The sequence below is a fragment of the Corynebacterium sp. EPI-003-04-2554_SCH2473622 genome, from assembly GCF_001665955.1.
GTDB classification, from domain to species: Bacteria; Actinomycetota; Actinomycetes; order Mycobacteriales; family Mycobacteriaceae; genus Corynebacterium; species Corynebacterium pseudodiphtheriticum.
Window position 1 is genome coordinate 1 of the sequence record NZ_LZMN01000002.1, and the last position, 15,328, is coordinate 15,328.

General features: G+C 55.3%; 13 protein-coding genes and 3 pseudogenes. 8 read left to right on the forward strand and 8 right to left on the reverse strand.

What is annotated here, in order from left to right:
* The first annotated feature begins 276 nt into the window (after positions 1–276).
* Entirely contained in the window at positions 277–1,500 is a 1,224-nt protein-coding gene (locus A5774_RS00105) for a Fic family protein (protein WP_064832958.1), read from the forward strand.
* Between the two features lie 36 nt (positions 1,501–1,536).
* Here the strand turns inward: A5774_RS00105 and A5774_RS00110 are convergent, their stop codons facing one another.
* Complete coding sequence (locus tag A5774_RS00110) at positions 1,537–2,016, reverse strand: molybdopterin-binding protein (protein WP_064832959.1); 480 nt, start codon at positions 2,014–2,016, stop codon at positions 1,537–1,539.
* Positions 2,017–2,245: 229 nt separating this feature from the next.
* On the opposite strand from A5774_RS00110, the gene A5774_RS00115 reads away from it, so the two are divergent.
* The 5 genes from A5774_RS00115 to narI are packed head-to-tail and all read left to right on the forward strand — an operon-like array spanning position 2,246 to position 10,599.
* Positions 2,246–3,571, forward strand: coding sequence for an MFS transporter (locus A5774_RS00115; RefSeq protein WP_023018688.1), 1,326 nt, complete (start codon positions 2,246–2,248; stop codon positions 3,569–3,571).
* Positions 3,572–3,607: 36 nt separating this feature from the next.
* Positions 3,608–7,342 carry a nitrate reductase subunit alpha gene (locus A5774_RS00120; protein ID WP_021353336.1) on the forward strand — a complete coding sequence of 1,245 codons (3,735 nt, stop codon included), beginning with the start codon at positions 3,608–3,610 and terminating at the stop codon, positions 7,340–7,342.
* Complete coding sequence (gene narH / locus A5774_RS00125; RefSeq protein ID WP_064832960.1) at positions 7,342–8,934, forward strand: nitrate reductase subunit beta; 1,593 nt, start codon at positions 7,342–7,344, stop codon at positions 8,932–8,934. Before A5774_RS00120 ends, narH begins: the two co-directional genes overlap by 1 nt.
* Positions 8,935–8,961: 27 nt before the next feature.
* A complete protein-coding gene (gene narJ, locus A5774_RS00130) occupies positions 8,962–9,795 on the forward strand; it encodes a nitrate reductase molybdenum cofactor assembly chaperone (protein WP_018120625.1) in 834 nt (277 codons plus the stop codon).
* 24 nt (positions 9,796–9,819) lie between these two features.
* The gene (gene narI / locus A5774_RS00135) at positions 9,820–10,599 is read left to right on the forward strand and encodes a respiratory nitrate reductase subunit gamma (RefSeq protein ID WP_023018691.1); all 780 of its coding nucleotides are present in this window, start codon (positions 9,820–9,822) and stop codon (positions 10,597–10,599) included.
* Positions 10,600–11,275: 676 nt separating this feature from the next.
* Here narI and A5774_RS00145 read toward each other — a convergent pair.
* Positions 11,276–11,607, reverse strand: a pseudogene (locus A5774_RS00145) (transposase).
* A 393-nt stretch (positions 11,608–12,000) separates the two neighbouring features.
* Here A5774_RS00145 and A5774_RS00150 point away from each other — a divergent pair.
* Positions 12,001–12,576, forward strand: a complete 576-nt coding sequence (locus tag A5774_RS00150; RefSeq protein WP_023018694.1) for a hypothetical protein — start codon at positions 12,001–12,003, stop codon at positions 12,574–12,576.
* A gap of 212 nt (positions 12,577–12,788) precedes the next feature.
* Here A5774_RS00150 and A5774_RS11865 read toward each other — a convergent pair whose 3' ends face one another.
* From A5774_RS11865 to A5774_RS00175, 6 genes and pseudogenes are all read right to left on the reverse strand, one after another.
* Positions 12,789–12,971: an integrase core domain-containing protein gene (locus A5774_RS11865; RefSeq protein ID WP_082936018.1), complete on the reverse strand. Its 183-nt coding sequence runs from the start codon at positions 12,969–12,971 to the stop codon at positions 12,789–12,791.
* A 96-nt stretch (positions 12,972–13,067) separates the two neighbouring features.
* Positions 13,068–13,304, reverse strand: a complete 237-nt coding sequence (locus A5774_RS11870; protein ID WP_369707184.1) for a DDE-type integrase/transposase/recombinase — start codon at positions 13,302–13,304, stop codon at positions 13,068–13,070.
* Complete coding sequence (locus tag A5774_RS11875; RefSeq protein ID WP_023018696.1) at positions 13,297–13,698, reverse strand: IS3 family transposase; 402 nt, start codon at positions 13,696–13,698, stop codon at positions 13,297–13,299. The genes A5774_RS11870 and A5774_RS11875 overlap by 8 nt, the downstream gene beginning before the upstream one ends.
* A gap of 177 nt (positions 13,699–13,875) precedes the next feature.
* A pseudogene (locus A5774_RS11880) lies at positions 13,876–14,074 on the reverse strand (hypothetical protein).
* 30 nt (positions 14,075–14,104) lie between these two features.
* Entirely contained in the window at positions 14,105–14,494 is a 390-nt protein-coding gene (locus tag A5774_RS00170; protein WP_023018698.1) for a CrcB family protein, read from the reverse strand.
* On the reverse strand, positions 14,491–14,937 hold the full coding sequence (locus A5774_RS00175) for a CrcB family protein (protein ID WP_023018699.1): 447 nt from the start codon (positions 14,935–14,937) through the stop codon (positions 14,491–14,493). Before A5774_RS00175 ends, A5774_RS00170 begins: the two co-directional genes overlap by 4 nt.
* A 69-nt stretch (positions 14,938–15,006) precedes the next feature.
* Here A5774_RS00175 and A5774_RS00180 point away from each other — a divergent pair.
* Positions 15,007–15,328 (forward strand): annotated as a pseudogene (locus A5774_RS00180) (cysteine methyltransferase); the annotation flags it as partial.

A 15,328-nucleotide genomic window follows, 5' to 3' on the forward strand; every position in this document is an offset into this window, starting at 1 on the left:
GGCCCGGAAGTAACCGGTGGGAGCACAAAGATTCCTGTCTAAACCCGAGGCCTAAACCTGGGAGCTAAATCAGGGATTTAAACCAGAGGTGTAAATTAGACCCACCCTGCGGCGCGCTATTTTACAAAAACCGCGATTTTTGTAAAATAGCGCGCTATTATTGTCTATATTCTTACAGCGTTCAGTGAAAATACAACGCTGAGCGAAAAGACAACGCCGATTTAACACATGACGCTGATCTAAAGTAGTAACACCGACCCGAAGAAGGCCCGACTCATGGCAAACACAACTGGTTATAAGCCATTAAAGACGGTCTTTCATGCGAGTCGGCACGGTCATTCGGAGTTGGAGAAAGAACACGCCCAAAGACTCGATTCACCTGCGACTTTACAATGGGATTTCACCGTCGTAGGGCACCCGCTATTCCTGATGATGACCGTCGAGCTTGCCGCACTATTGGAAAGAATCTGGCACACTGAACTGCGAATTTCCGAAAAATGGGCGGCACTTCCGGGCATTGGACGACAGCACTATTTGCTGGGAATCTTAATCTCTGAAATTCGGGCGACAAATGCCATTGAAGGGATTTTTTCTACGCGGAAAGAAATCGCGTCTGCTTTGGAACGGCCCTCTACTACCGCCCACAAACGATTTCGGGAAATGGCTGGGCTGTACCAATCATTGCTAGTGCCAGATTCCGAGCGCATGGAATTCCCGAAAACCGTGCAGCAGTTGCGAAAGCTTTACGATGAGCTACTTGCGCACGAAATTGCTGCCGAAGACGCACCAGACGGGAAGCATTTCCGTCGGCAGGAAGTCACGATCTTCGATGGAACGAAAACGCTTCATCGGGCGCCGGGGGCGGAAGAAGATATCGAGCATAGAATGGGTACTTTTTTGCGCACCCAAGCTAGCACCGAGAATTCTTTGGTGCAGGCAATAGTGGGGCATTTTATGTTCGAATACACCCACCCGTTTTATGACGGCAACGGGAGGTTAGGGCGGTTTTTGTTGGCGTTTCGGTTATTGGATGTTCTGTCGGCGCCGACCGCAATGTCTTTGTCACACCAGTTTTCAGTGCAGCGGGCGAAATACTATTCCGCCTTCCAGCAGGCCGAGCAGTCACTGAACCGTGGGGAAGTCACATTCTTCGTTAAAGCAATCGCCGACCTCATTGGTGACGCTCAATTAGAGCTAGAAGAATCCCTCGACGAGAAGCGGGTGCAGCTTCTTAACTTGGAAGGCAAGATCGGGGGAGCCGAATTCTCGGATTACCAGAAGGCGTTTTTGTCGATTCTTGGGCAGGCGTTTCTGTTCGGCCCCCATGAGCCGGTGTCCCTGCAGGAGATTGGGCAATACATGGGCAAACACTGGAATACTGTGCGACCAGTTGCACGCGAACTTGTCGCCCAGGGCGTCGTGCGGGAAGTTTCTAAGAAACCATTGTCCTTTGAATTGACAGAGAACGGGACCGCGATTCTCGGATTGCAGGAAGTCTAATGCGACGGCCGTAGTTTCTTAACCTAACCGTCGGCTTTAGTTCGTGCAGTCCCGAAAAATATCCGGCAAAAGTGGAAACACTACGGACAGCGTGTCGGTGACCGCGCCTGACGACGAGGCGCAGTTGATGATTAGGCTCCCGCCGCCGTGCTCGGTCATGCCGATGATCCCGCGGGACAGACCCGCCTTGGGTGAAGCTTCTAAACCACGCAGCAGCACTTGTGTTTCTAGGCCATGTAGGCGGGCGCTGACATATTTTTCCGTTACCTCTGGCGTGAAATTGGTGACGCCAATGCCGGTGCCGCCGATGATCACGATGATTTCACAGCCGGCGACGAGGGCCGATTGTACGGCGTTATCGACGGGGGTGTAACCTTCTGTGACAACTTTTGAAAAGTGCAATTGCAATCCGTAATTTTTAATAAAATCTTGTGCAATTTCACCGGATTTATTGGTTTTATCTTTCTGTAAAACTCGGTCGGAGCTGACGATGATGGCAGCTAGTTTTGTACCCATATTCCGCCTCCAATTTCTTGAAAATGAGTGGTGATAAAAGTCATAAGAGAGAGTTATTTCCCCAGCTTAGGGCTACCTTAAGTGCCCTACCTGCAAGATTGTCCGCTATGCGAATTACGCAAGATTTGTGTGTCGTAATTTAATAAAAATTTAGCCGTTTCGGGTTTCCTTGATCGATTCATATACCACTAGATTGGGGGTCATAGGACCTACGACTAATGAGGATACAATGACTACTCTCGATACCTCAGGCAAAGTCATCCAGGGATGGGATCCGGAAAAATCCGATCACTGGGACTCCAAAATAGCCTGGCGAACACTGTGGATTTCCACCTTCGTTCTCGTTATTGGTTTTGCCACTTGGTACCTGGTCTCCGCAATTGCTCCACAGCTTAATGCAATCGGATTCGACCTGACCACTGCTCAGCTTTATTGGCTGACCTCCATTCCAGGCCTGGCCTGCGGTTTATTCCGCTTGTTCTTTATGTTCATGCCTCCCATCATGGGTACCCGCAAGCTAGTTTGGGTTTCTTCTCTGCTGTTCATCATCCCGATGCTCGGCTGGTTCTTCGCTGTACAAGACACTTCCACCCCGTACTGGTGGCTGCTGGTTCTTGCCTTTATGTCTGGTGTCGGCGGCGGCGTGTTCTCCGGATTCATGCCCTCGACCGGTTACTTCTTCCCGAAGCGTCTGTCCGGCACCGCACTAGGCCTGCAGGCGGGTATCGGTAACTTCGGTATTTCGTTCATCCAGTTGGTTGCTCCATGGTTGATGGGATTCACCCTGCTGGGTGTTGGTTTCGTGGCACCGCAGCGTACCGACGACGGCAACATTTTCGTGCACAACCCAGCGATTTTCCTGGTCCCATGGGCCATCGTTGGTGCAATCTTGGCGTTCACTCTGTTGAAAGACGTTCCGATTGAGGCGAACTTCCGCCAGCAGATCGACATCTTCGGCAACAAGAACACCTGGATTTTGACCGTTGTTTACATGATGACTTTCGGTGGATTCGCGGGCTTTGCAGCCCAGCTGCCACTGCTGATCAACCAGACCTTTGGTGCTGGCTCGGAATTCGCTGGTCAATTCGAAGATCTGCCGAACGGTGCTACTTTCGCCTTCCTTGGACCACTCATTGGCGCCCTGGTTCGCGCAATGTGGGGCCCACTGTGCGATAAATTCGGCGGTGCCATCTGGACGTTCATCGGCTGTCTCGGAATGACGATCTTCACCGTCGTCGCCACGTTCTTCCTGACGCCTACCCACCCAGATCAGATGTGGTGGTTCTTAGGCTCGATGCTGGTGGTCTTCTTCTTCACTGGCTTGGCTAACGCCGGAACCTTCAAGCAGATGCCGATGATTCTGCCGAAGCGGCAGGCTGGCGGTGTGATCGGTTGGACCGGTGCCACGGCAGCCTTCGGACCATTCATCGTCGGTGTCCTGCTTTCGATGCTGGCCCCAACGGTCTTCTTCATCGGCTGCGTTGTGTACTTCTCGATCACCACGGTGCTGGTCTGGATTTTCTACGCCCGCCCGAACGCACCGTACCCAGGATAAAGCGCCGTATACAGGATAAATAGGAGCACATTCCCCATGACTACTGCTACTTCCGGTTCCCCAAAACCGAATCCGCTGTTTAAGCTCGGTGCCTACCTGCGCAAAGGTGAGGCCACAGAGTCCGGCCAACAGCTGTTCTTAAAAGGCGGCCGCCAAGCGGACGTTTTCTACCGCAACCGCTGGGCCTTCGACAAGATGGTCCGTTCCACCCACGGCGTGAACTGTACTGGTTCCTGCTCGTGGAAGGTCTACGTCAAAGACGGCGTGATCACCTGGGAATCCCAGGCTGTGGATTACCCAACCACCGGCAACGACATGCCAGAATATGAGCCCCGCGGTTGCCCACGTGGCGCGTCGTTCTCCTGGTACACCTACTCGCCAACCCGCGTGCGTTACCCATACGCCCGTGGCGTGCTCGTCGACATGTTCCGTGAGGAAAAGAAAAAGCACGGCGATTCCGTGCTGGCGTGGCGCGCGATCCAAGAAGACCCAGAAAAACGCCGCGCTTATGTTTCGCAGCGCGGTAAGGGCGGCTTGATCCGCATTTCTTACGAAGAGGCCATCGACATTGCTTCGGCGGCACACGTCTACACCATCCGTAAATACGGCCCAGACCGCATCAACGGCTTCACCGTTATCCCGGCTATGTCGCAGGTGTCCTACGGCGCCGGTATGCGCTTCTTGCAATCCATCGGCGGCGTTGCCCTGTCCTTCTACGACTGGTACGCCGACTTGCCACCGGCATCGCCGCAAACTTTCGGCGACCAAACCGACGTCCCAGAATCCGGCGACTGGTACAACTCGTCCTACCTGATGATGTGGGGCTCGAACATCCCGGTCACCCGTACCCCGGACGCCCACTTCATGGTGGAAGCCCGCTACAAGGGCACCAAGGTTGTCGTGGTCTCCCCGGATTTCGCGGATAACACGAAGTTCGCAGACGAATGGGCCCGCATCCAACCGGGCACCGACGCCGCGCTGGCGTTCGCCATGGGGCACGTCATCCTGAAGACCTTCCACGTGGACCGTCAGGAGCCGTACTTCCTGAACTACATGCGGAAATACACTGACTCGCCATTCTTGGTGGCTCTGGACAAGCGTGACGACGGCACCTACACCCCAGGTAAGTTCTTGACCGCCTCGCAGGTCAGTGATGACACCCTGAAGGAATCGCCCAACGCGACCCACCGTGGCTTGGTCATGGAAGAAGACGGCCGCGTTGTCGACCCAGGCGGCACGGTTGCTGACCGCTGGGATATGGAATCGTCGAAGTGGAACCTGGGCCTGGATCATGCCGACCCGGTCATGTCCATCGCCGAAACCGATCAATTCGACACTGCAGAGGTACTGTTCCCACGTTTTGACCTGGACACCAACCCAGAAGACGTCGGAACCGGCAAACCAATCGGCGCTGGTGTCGTGCACCGCGGCGTGCCAGTACGCGAGGTTGACGGCAAGCTGGTTACCACAGTCTTCGACGTCATGCTCGCGCACTATGGCGTGAACCGTGAGGAACTCAACCTGCCAGGATCCTGGCCAACAGATTTCCACGACGCCACCGAAGTAGGCACCCCAGCATGGCAAGAAGGCCTGACTGGTGTGGCTGCAGAAACCGCCATCCGCATCGGCCGCGAATTCGCGCAGAACGCCGCTGATTCGCAAGGTCGTTCGCAGATCATCATGGGTGCGGGCGTGAACCACTACTTCCACGCCGACAACATCTACCGCACCTTCTTGGCGCTGACCTCCATGTGTGGCACCCAGGGCGTCAATGGCGGCGGCTGGGCGCACTACGTCGGCCAGGAAAAACTGCGTCCGATGAACGGCTGGACCCAGTGGGCCATGTCTGCCGACTGGCAGCGTCCACCGCGTCACATGATCACCACTGGCTTCTACTACTTCGCCACCGAGCAATACCGCTACGACAACTCGCGGGCTTCGCACTTGGGCTCGCCACTGGCTAACAACGACGCCATCGGCGACAAGATGGTCTCCGACACCATGGCAGAAGCCATGCGCCGTGGCTGGATGCCGGCCTACCCGCAGTTCAACCGCAACTCGCTGTTTTTGGCGGATGAAGCCGACGAAGCCGGCATGGAAGTCAACGACTATGTTGTCCAACAGCTGGAGAAGGGCGACCTGGAGTTTTCCTACGACAACCCGTCGGCAGAAGAAAACTGGCCGCGCATCCTCATTAACTGGCGCACCAACCTGCTGGGATCCTCCGCAAAAGGCACCGAGTTCTTCCTGCGCCACCTGCTGGGCATCGACTCCGACGCCACCGCGCCGGAGCTGAAGGAAGAAGAGCGCCCACGCAGCATCAAATGGACCGATGAGGCGCCCGTCGGCAAGCTCGATCTGATGATGACCGCCGACTTCCGCAACACCTCCACCACCCTGGTCTCGGACCTGGTGTTCCCGGCGGCCACCTGGTATGAAAAGCACGACATGTCCTCGACGGATATGCACCCGTACCTGCACTCGTTCAACGCTGCCATTAACCCACCATGGGAGGCACGTTCGGACTTCGAGATCTTCCGTGATCTCGCCGCCGACCTGTCGGATAAGGCTACGAAGTGGCTGGGCACGCAGCGCGACGTCGTCACGCAGCCAAGCCACCACGACAGCCCGGACGAGCTGGGTATGCCGAACGGCGTGGTGCCGAACGTGGAAGAGCAAGGCCTGATCCCAGGCGTGACCATGCCGAAGCTGCACGTCGTCGAGCGTGATTACACCAAGATCTACGAGAAGTGGACGCACCTGGGCCCATTACCTGCCAAGGCGGGCACGGGCGTGCATGGTACTAAGTTCAACGTGGAAAAGCAGGTGAAAGAACTCGAGCTGATCTGCGGTACTTCGGAGACCTCCATGGGCGAGCTGGTGGACCTGTCCAAGGACACCAAGGTCATCGACGCCATCTTGCACCTGTCTGGTGTGTCGAATGGCGAGCTGGCCAAGCAGGGCTTTGAGTTCCTGTCCTCGCGCACCGGTAAAGACCTCACCCCACTGGGTGCGGCCGACGAAGACGTGCGCATCACCTGGGACGACATCAAGGAACGCCCGAAAGAGGTCATCACCTCGCCGGAGTGGACCGCCGACAAGCGCAACAAGCGCCGCTACACAGCGTTTTCCATCAACGTGGAATTCGAGAAACCATGGCACACCGTCACTGGCCGCATGCAGTACTACATCGACCACGACTGGTACATCGACTACGGCGAAACCCTGCCGATTTTCCGCCCACCGCTGGATCACGTCCACATGCACGGCGAATTCGCGCCGGGCACGGAACTGACCAACGACCGTGGCGAAGCCGAAGTCACGCTACGTTACTTGACGACGCACAACAAATGGTCGATCCACTCGCAGTACTTCGATAACCTGCACGTTTTGTCCATCTCGCGTGGTGGACAGGTTGTGTGGATGTCCAACAAGGACGCCGAGAAGATCGGGGTTACGGACAACGACTGGGTCGAGGTCTACAACCGCAACGGTGTGGTTTCTGCGCGTGCCATCGTTTCCCACCGCATCCCGGAGGGCACGATGATCTGTAACCACGCCCAGGAACGCACCGTCGGCACGCCGATCAACGAGCACACCGGCCGACGCGGCGGCACGCACAACTCGCTGACCCGCATTTCCATCAAACCGGTACACATCGCTGGCGGTTACGGCCAGCTGACCTACCACTTCAACTACATCGGCCCGACTGGCAACAACCGCGATGAGGTTACTCGCGTCCGTCGCCGTTCACAGGAGGTTTCCTACTAATGAAAGTCATGGCCCAAATTTCCATGATCATGAACCTGGACAAGTGCATTGGCTGCCACACTTGTTCGGTGACCTGTAAGCAGGCATGGACCAACCGTGAAGGCACCGAGTACATCTGGTTCAACAACGTCGAGACCCGCCCGGGGCTGGGTTACCCACGCACATGGGAGGACCAGGAGAAGTGGAAAGGCGGCTGGGAACGCACCAACTCTGGCAAGCTGAAGCCAAAAGCTGGTGGACGCATCAAGAAACTGGCGACGCTGTTCCACAACCCGAACTTGCCGGAACTCAAGGACTACTACGAGCCTTGGACTTACCAGTACGAAGATCTGATGGGCGCGAAGGCTGGGCAGAAAACGCAGCCAACCGCAAAGCCGGTATCGCAGATCGACGGCCGCGACATCAGCAAGATTGAATGGTCCTCCAACTGGGACGATAACCTGGGTGGTTCGACGACCACCATGGACGATGACCCGGTGCTGCACAACATGAACCTCGAGGTGAAAAAGGAAATCGAGGATTCGTTCATGTTCTACCTGCCGCGTATCTGCGAGCACTGCATGAACCCGACCTGTGTTTCCTCGTGCCCATCTGGTGCGATGTACAAGCGCACCGAGGACGGCATCGTTCTGGTGGACCAGGACCGTTGCCGTGGTTGGCGCATGTGCGTTTCCGGCTGCCCTTACAAGAAGGTGTATTTCAACCACAAGACTGGTAAAGCCGAGAAATGTACCTTGTGCTACCCGCGTTTGGAGGTCGGCCAGCCGACGGTCTGCTCCGAGACCTGCGTGGGCCGTCTGCGCTACCTGGGCGTGATTCTTTACGACGCCGACCGCGTCGCCGAAGCCGCTGCCACCGAAAACGAGCAGGATCTGTTCGAAGCGCAGAAGTCCATCATGCTGGACCCGCATGACCCAGAGGTGGTGCGCGCCGCACAAGCAGAGGGCATCCCGCACTCGTGGATTGATGCTGCCCAGCAGTCGCCGATCTATGATCTGATCTTCAAATACGGTGTTGCTTTGCCGCTGCACCCGGAATACCGCACCCTGCCTATGGTCTGGTACATCCCGCCGCTGTCCCCAATCGTCGACAGCGTGACTGCTTCCGGCAACGACGGCGAGGATCACAAGATCTTGTTCTCTGCTTTGTCGAATATGCGCATCCCGCTGGATTACCTGGCTGGTTTGTTCACCGCGGGCGATACCGTGCCGGTGGAGAAATCCCTGCGCCGCCTGGTGGCTATGCGTTCCTACATGCGCGATATCAACCTGGGCAACGAGCCGAAGGAAGAAATTGCGCAGGCCGTCGGCATGACCGGCAAGCAGATCGAAGAAATGTACCGTCTGCTGTCCATCGCGAAGTACGACGACCGCTACGTCATTCCGACCGCTTCTCCAGAAACCCCACGCGGTATTTCTAACCTGGACCCATTCGGCGGGGTTGATCCGGCACAGGCCTCCGAGGACGTATTCCACGACCTGGGCATGGGCGCACCGGAAGCCTGCACCAGCAGTGCTGCGCAAGGCGGCAAAGTCTCGTTGTTGTCGTGGAGCGGTGACCGCCCCGATTCGATGTTCCCTCCGAAAAAATAGGCAACAGGGAAGAAGTAGGAGCAACCCTTGAGTATCTTCGACAAGCTGCGCAAACGCCCGACGACTCCGTCGACGAAGCCGAAATTCGCCGCTGCTTCTGCCGACGATGCCGTCGCCGGCTACGGCACCCCGGCGGGTATCGGCACTATGGGTGGCGCCAAGGACGTCGAGCGAACCCTGCGTGCTCACACCGGTAAAGTGCCCACCGAGTTCATTGCCCCGGTGGAGGTCACCGAAGAGCAGCGACGCATCACCGCGATGGCGGTGTCTGTGTTGCTGAACTACCCGGGCGAGGACATCATCGATAAGCTCGCCGCTGTCGAAGAGCAGGTAGATCAGCTGCCGTTGGCGATTGCCACGGACTTCGTAAACTTCGCGGAATGGGCCCGCAGTGTGGGCCCACGCGCGCTGGAAGAACACTACGTGGAAACCTTCGACCAGCGTCGTCGCTGCGCGTTGTTCTTGTCTTATTACGCCGTTGGCGATACTCGCCAGCGGGGCATGGCGATTTTGTCGTTCCGTGAGCAGCTGGAGGCCTTGGGGTTCCAGATTTCGGACGACGAGTTGCCGGATCATCTGTGCGTGGTATTAGAAGCCATGGCGATGACCGAAGGCGAAGAGCACGAACGCGCCGTGGAAATGGTGGCCAGCCACCGCGAGGGCATCGAGGTGCTACGGGCGGCGCTGAACCAGGTGAGCTCGCCGTATGTCGCGCTGATCGTCGCGTTGTGCAAGGCGCTGCCGCAGGTTGATGCAAAGACTGCGCAGAAATACGTCGATTTGATCCGTACCGGGCCGCCCGCAGAGATGGTCGGCATCGCGGATTTGCCGTTCCCGACCACGCAGCCGGGCGTTGTATAAATAAAATTAATTAAGGACCACACCATGTTTGATAACTTCCTCTGGGGCGCGTTCCCGTGGTTAGCGATTGTGGCGTTTGTCGTCGGTATCTTCTGGCGTTGGCGCTCGGACCAATTCGGCTGGACCACCCACTCCTCGCAGATTTATGAATCCAAGCTGCTGCGCTTGTCGTCGCCGCTGTTCCACTGGGGCATGGTCTTCGTGATCATCGGCCACCTGATGGGTCTGGCCTTTCCGAAGTCCTGGACTCGCGCCGTCGGTATCGACGATCACGCCTACCACCTGATCGCGACCATCCCGGGTTCCATTGCCGCGTTGGCGGTGTTGCTGGGATTCGCCGGGTTGCTCTACCGTCGTTTGAAGAACCGCTCGGTGTTCTTGTCGACGTCTGCCTCCGACAAAGTCATGTACATTTTGTTGGGTGCGGCGCTGATTTCCGGTTCTTTCGCGACGTTTACGCTGCAGTTGTTTGATCTGGCCGGTACCGGCGGATACGACTACCGCGAAACCATCTCGCCGTGGTTGCGTCAGCTATTGATTTTCAATATCGAGCCGGATTTGATGGCTAATGCTCCGTGGCAGTTCAAGGTGCACGTCCTTGCTGGTTTCACGCTGATTGCCGTGTGGCCGTTTACCCGCCTGGTGCACGCGTTCTCCGCGCCGGTGGGGTATACCACCCGCCCGTACGTGCTGTACCGTTCCCGCGACGAGCGCACCACCCCGATGCGTTCCAATACCGCTTGGGAGCCGATCCGTTCGCACCGCGAGCAGTTGGAAGGTGAAACCCCAAGCCACGGTGCTTAGGTTTCCCGCGGGTCTAGCGATCTGACGCAATACGCTGCTACGGCAGCGACTGCCGCCAGTCCGGTGCTCAATTGCGAGCATCAGGGCTGGCGGTTTTGTGTTGGCGCATAAAATTGCTCTCTCTAGAGACACACTTCGGTCTTTTCCTCTACATAAACTCAAAGAGTGTCAATTTAGGTTGCATGATAACGGGTTGTCTATTGAGGCCAGCCCTAAATATCACCCCGTATTTACAAATCCCGGTAAAGCGCTAGGTCTATTGGTAGACAAACGATAATATGAGTTAGCTCAAAGCATTTCGGGATCAGGAATATTTGGGGGTCAGGTGAGAAAAACCAAGGCGAAAATCGCGATCGGGCTTATCTCCGTTAATCTACTTCTAGCTGTAATCGGTGGCTTTCTTTTGCAAGATACTGATTTATACCATTGGCCGGTGTGTTTTGTTCTCGGACTCAGTGCAGGAGCCCTAGGCATTGCAGAGCGTAAACCATGGATAGCGGGAATTGGGCTGTTCAGTGCGGTATTTCCAGCGGTTCTCATGTTTGGGTCCTGGTTTGTGTATACCGTAATGAATATATCCTGAATGAATATATTGAAGTGTACTAGGTTTTGTTCCTAGGCATTTACCTTATTTTCTATTATTTCCCGAGACGCATCTTGTTCCCAAAACTCGGTTTCAGCCTCGACCGGGGTGTGGTACGCCAAGCTTTGATGCAGTCTTCAGCAGCTCATTAGTATCTCGCAGCTCTTGGTTTTCACGACGTAGTCTGGCGTTTTCAGCAATCACGTCTTCCTCGGCACGAGTAACATCGCCATCCCGGCGAGCCTGCTGGGTCCATTGACGAGCCGTATGCCATGAAACCCCCAACTTTGGGGCTACTGCCTGACACGCGGGGTGCATCGACATGTTTTCCGCCACGATGCGATTTTCCACGAGACGGACCACACGGTCCTTCGCATCCTGGTCAAATTTTTTGGGCATGTTCGAAGATTTTCCCATCTACTCAGACGGAACAAAACCTGGGACACTTCAAAAGAATATGGATAGGCCTATTAAAAAGGGTGAATCACACTGTCGTGGCACACAGCAGGCAATCAACATGTCAGATACTGGGATCTGACCGAGGGGATTGGAAGGTTGCCGGTACTAGGTCATAGACATTCATCCATCAAAATTATATGCATTCTACAATGATTATGAATAGCGGAATCCCATCGCAGCTCAAGTCATTTGATGATAGATTTAAAGTGTCACTTAGTTACTTGATTGAAGCTGTTCGAATGGCATACTAGGCCTTGCCCCCAGTTCCGCTCAAATACAAGGAGACTCGCATGAAACGCACGCTCAAGGGAGTGCTTGCATCCATCTGGTCCACCCAATAGGTTCCTTCGTTAGGTCTCATGAACAGATTCATTCTTCCAACAGCCTGCCTAGCCATCGCCGTGGGTTATGCAATTTCCCATGCAACATCAACAGCTATGCTCGAAGGGCAGGCGAACGGGCTACTTTTCTCACGCAATCTAGTGGGGCAAATCATGGGATCGGCGTCTTTATGGATAAGCTGTGCATTTCTGGCAGGAAAATCCATATCGGGCAGAACACTACTCTCATCGTTCGTCGGAGTATTTACACTCCTTTTTATGTTGGCAGTCCACTATGCGACGGGCGCGCTTCTCGGATTTTTTTCATCTAGTATTTTTTCTGATAACCAGATTTGGTTCCTCGCTTCATTGCCTGCAGGAATGATATTTGGCTTATTAGGCTATTTATCGAATAGAATCCCTTTGCTTAGCTTAATTCTTGCATTGTGTTTCTTAACTGAGCCTTTCGTAATTGGATATATACCTGGGGTGAAATCTCTTCCCTGGACAACTGTTCTCGCCGGCCAGATTGCCGGAATTTCCTTGATATGTGTAGGTATTCTTATTGTTTATATAGCCTGTAAGGAAGCCATTAAGGGTGGTAGAAATGGGTAACATACTTATATAAGGGTTTGCTCCGAGCAATCTTGGGACGTAGCGGAGCAACTGGCTGCAACCTTCTCTGTAATAGTTACAGATGATGAAATTCAGTACGATTTCCCAAGGGATATTACAGTCGTGCAAGAGGATGAAGATTTACCTGAATTATCCCCTCTAAGAGGATTTATCGTGTTTTCGACGTCAGTGAAGTGCCCCGAGTTTTGTTCCTAGGCATTTACCCTATTTTCTATTATTTCCCGAGACTCATCTTGTTCCCAAAACTCGGTTTCAACCTCAACCGGGGTTCGGTATCCCAAGCTTTGATGCAGCCTTTCCTCATTCCACCATGACACCCACTCGAATGTCGCGTTTTCTACCTCGACAACATCATCCCACTTGCGAGTATGGATAAGTTCGTTCTTGTGAGGGGCCGTTCACGTTTTCAGCCAATGCATTGTCATAGGAGTCACCAACAGTCCCGGTAGAAGCGGCAATCCCGTGCTGGGCTAGCCGCTCGTTGTAGACCACGCTGACATACTGCGACCCGTGATCTGAATGGTGCACCAAACCTGTCGTTTCTTCAGCGCACTTGGGTTGCCTGGTTGAGAGCGTGCAGCGGCAACACCTGAAGTGCGCATGGAATCTGATAACGCCCACCCAACTATTCGTCGAGAAAACACATCAGTGACAAACGCGGCATACACAAAGCCATTGTTCGTGCGCACATAGGTAATGTCAGCCACCCACAACTTGTTCGGACCCGAAGCTGTGAACTCGCCCCCCCAACAAGTCCGGGCGCGTATCCACCGTTTTTGACCTACGAATGGTCACCTGTGACCGTCCTTTATTTTTGCCTGAAACACCAGCCAGGCGCATCAGTCGGGCAGTGTGCTCACGACCGATATTGATTCCTTCACGGCGTAGAGCATGCCACATTTTCCGCACACCGTAGACACCGTAATTATTCCGATGAACAGCACTAATGCGTTCAACCAGCACAGCATCACGAAGACAACGAGCACTTAATCCACGGGCCTTTAACTGACGATAACCACGCGAGGTGATAAACCCACCAGCCCGATTATTCTTCAACGTCTTACAAATGAACTCGGGCTGTGAAACGATTCCGGTATTCATTGATAAACCGGATCATAACGAGGTTTTGGGTCGAGTTCCGACGCGAAAAAAGCTGAAGCAGCCTTCAACAACTCGTTGGTATGTCGTAGCTCTTGGTTTTCACGGCGCGGCCTCGCGTTTTCGGCGGCCAAATCTTCAGGCACAGGTTCTGGGGTGTTTCCCGCACGACGGGCAAGCTTAAGTCCATTGGCGAGCCGTGTGCCATGAAACCCCCAACTTTGGGGCTACTGCCTGGCACGCAGCCTGCATCGACATATTTTCCGCCACGATGCGATCTTCCACGAGACGGACCACGCGGTCCTTCGCATCCTGGTCAAATTTTCTTGGCATGTTCCAGATTTTCCCATCTACTTAAACGGAACAAAACCTGGGACACTTCAATATCCTGATTTTCAGGTCTATCTTGTCAGACTGCCATGCCCAGCAACCATCCCAGCCAGACTGCGCCCAGTCCGCCGAGCACCGTGAACACGGTATAGAGGATCAAGCGGATCCACGCCCGTTCGTAGGTCAGATTCCCCAGTTCGCGGGCCAGGGTTGCCAGGGTTGAAAGCGCACCGCAAAAACCTGTACCAAAAGCGATTTCCCAATACGGCAGGTGCACGAGCGCGCCCAGATCGACGCGCGCCAGCATAATCCCGAGTGCGAAACACGCCAGCATATTAGAACACGCGGTTCCGGTGTAGCGGCCGCGCAGCTTGCTCAACAAGCCACGTACCAGACCGCCAGCAAAGGCACCGGCGGCGACAGAAGCCGTCGACAAGAGTGCTTCGGTGAGGCTGATATCGAGGTTCATCTGTTGCCGCCGTCCTTGCCGCCCGCAGCGCCTTCAGCGGCAGGGAACTCCGGGTGTACGCGCGGGTTCGTCTCCGGGTGCGCCCAGGGCCCATGGGTGAGTACAAAGTGGGCCATCTTCTCGCGCAGATCCAACACGTTGCGCAACTGATCGCCACCCAGCCAACAGAACATGCAGGCCAGCACGATACCGATGACATAAAACACCTGGTGGCTACCCAATTCTGTAAAGGCGAGCCCCACGAACGCCGAGTACGTCGAAAAGCCGCCCAGCATGCCAGCACCGCCAAACGGGCCGGGTGCGAGGTAGCCCATCAGGAAACAGGCGATCATGTCTAGTACGGCGACGGGAAACAGCTCTTCACCGAAAATCGCGAGGGTGACGAACCGGGCGAGCGCACCAATGGCGGCACCGATCCCGATCATCAAGGCCTCGCGAAACACACCGCCGATCCTACCGACGACGCCGCTACAGGCGGAAATGCTGCCAGCAGATCGCCCTAGAATGGGTTTATGAACGATTCCCAGCCGCAGATGCGGGATGCACACAGTAAATATTCGCCTGCTGGAAAGACGCACGGCGGCGTGCAACACACGAGTTTTTCCGCGCCGGGAAAGAACCCGGTTGGTGAGGTAGTGCTGGTTGCTACTGCCGACGGGCTAGTCGGGGTGTATTTCAGTGGCGGTAAGCATGTGCCAGATATTGCGGAGTGTGGGCCACGGTGTGAACTGGATGATGATGCCAGGCAGCGTGACGACGTCGGCACGAGCGAGTCCAGCACCAGCATCCGCCGGATTTTGTGCCAGGCGCGGGCAGAATTAAGCGAGTATTTCG

Bases quoted from the DNA above. Each gene is read 5' to 3' on its own strand.
- A5774_RS00105 (WP_064832958.1), top strand. From the start codon at position 277: ATGGCAAACACAACTGGTTATAAGCCATTAAAGACGGTCTTTCATGCG.
- A5774_RS00110 (WP_064832959.1), bottom strand. From the start codon at position 2,016: ATGGGTACAAAACTAGCTGCCATCATCGTCAGCTCCGACCGAGTTTTA.
- A5774_RS00115 (WP_023018688.1), top strand. From the start codon at position 2,246: ATGACTACTCTCGATACCTCAGGCAAAGTCATCCAGGGATGGGATCCG.
- A5774_RS00120 (WP_021353336.1), top strand. From the start codon at position 3,608: ATGACTACTGCTACTTCCGGTTCCCCAAAACCGAATCCGCTGTTTAAG.
- narH (WP_064832960.1), top strand. From the start codon at position 7,342: ATGAAAGTCATGGCCCAAATTTCCATGATCATGAACCTGGACAAGTGC.
- narI (WP_023018691.1), top strand. From the start codon at position 9,820: ATGTTTGATAACTTCCTCTGGGGCGCGTTCCCGTGGTTAGCGATTGTG.
- A5774_RS00150 (WP_023018694.1), top strand. From the start codon at position 12,001: ATGAACAGATTCATTCTTCCAACAGCCTGCCTAGCCATCGCCGTGGGT.
- A5774_RS11875 (WP_023018696.1), bottom strand. From the start codon at position 13,698: ATGAATACCGGAATCGTTTCACAGCCCGAGTTCATTTGTAAGACGTTG.
- A5774_RS00170 (WP_023018698.1), bottom strand. From the start codon at position 14,494: ATGAACCTCGATATCAGCCTCACCGAAGCACTCTTGTCGACGGCTTCT.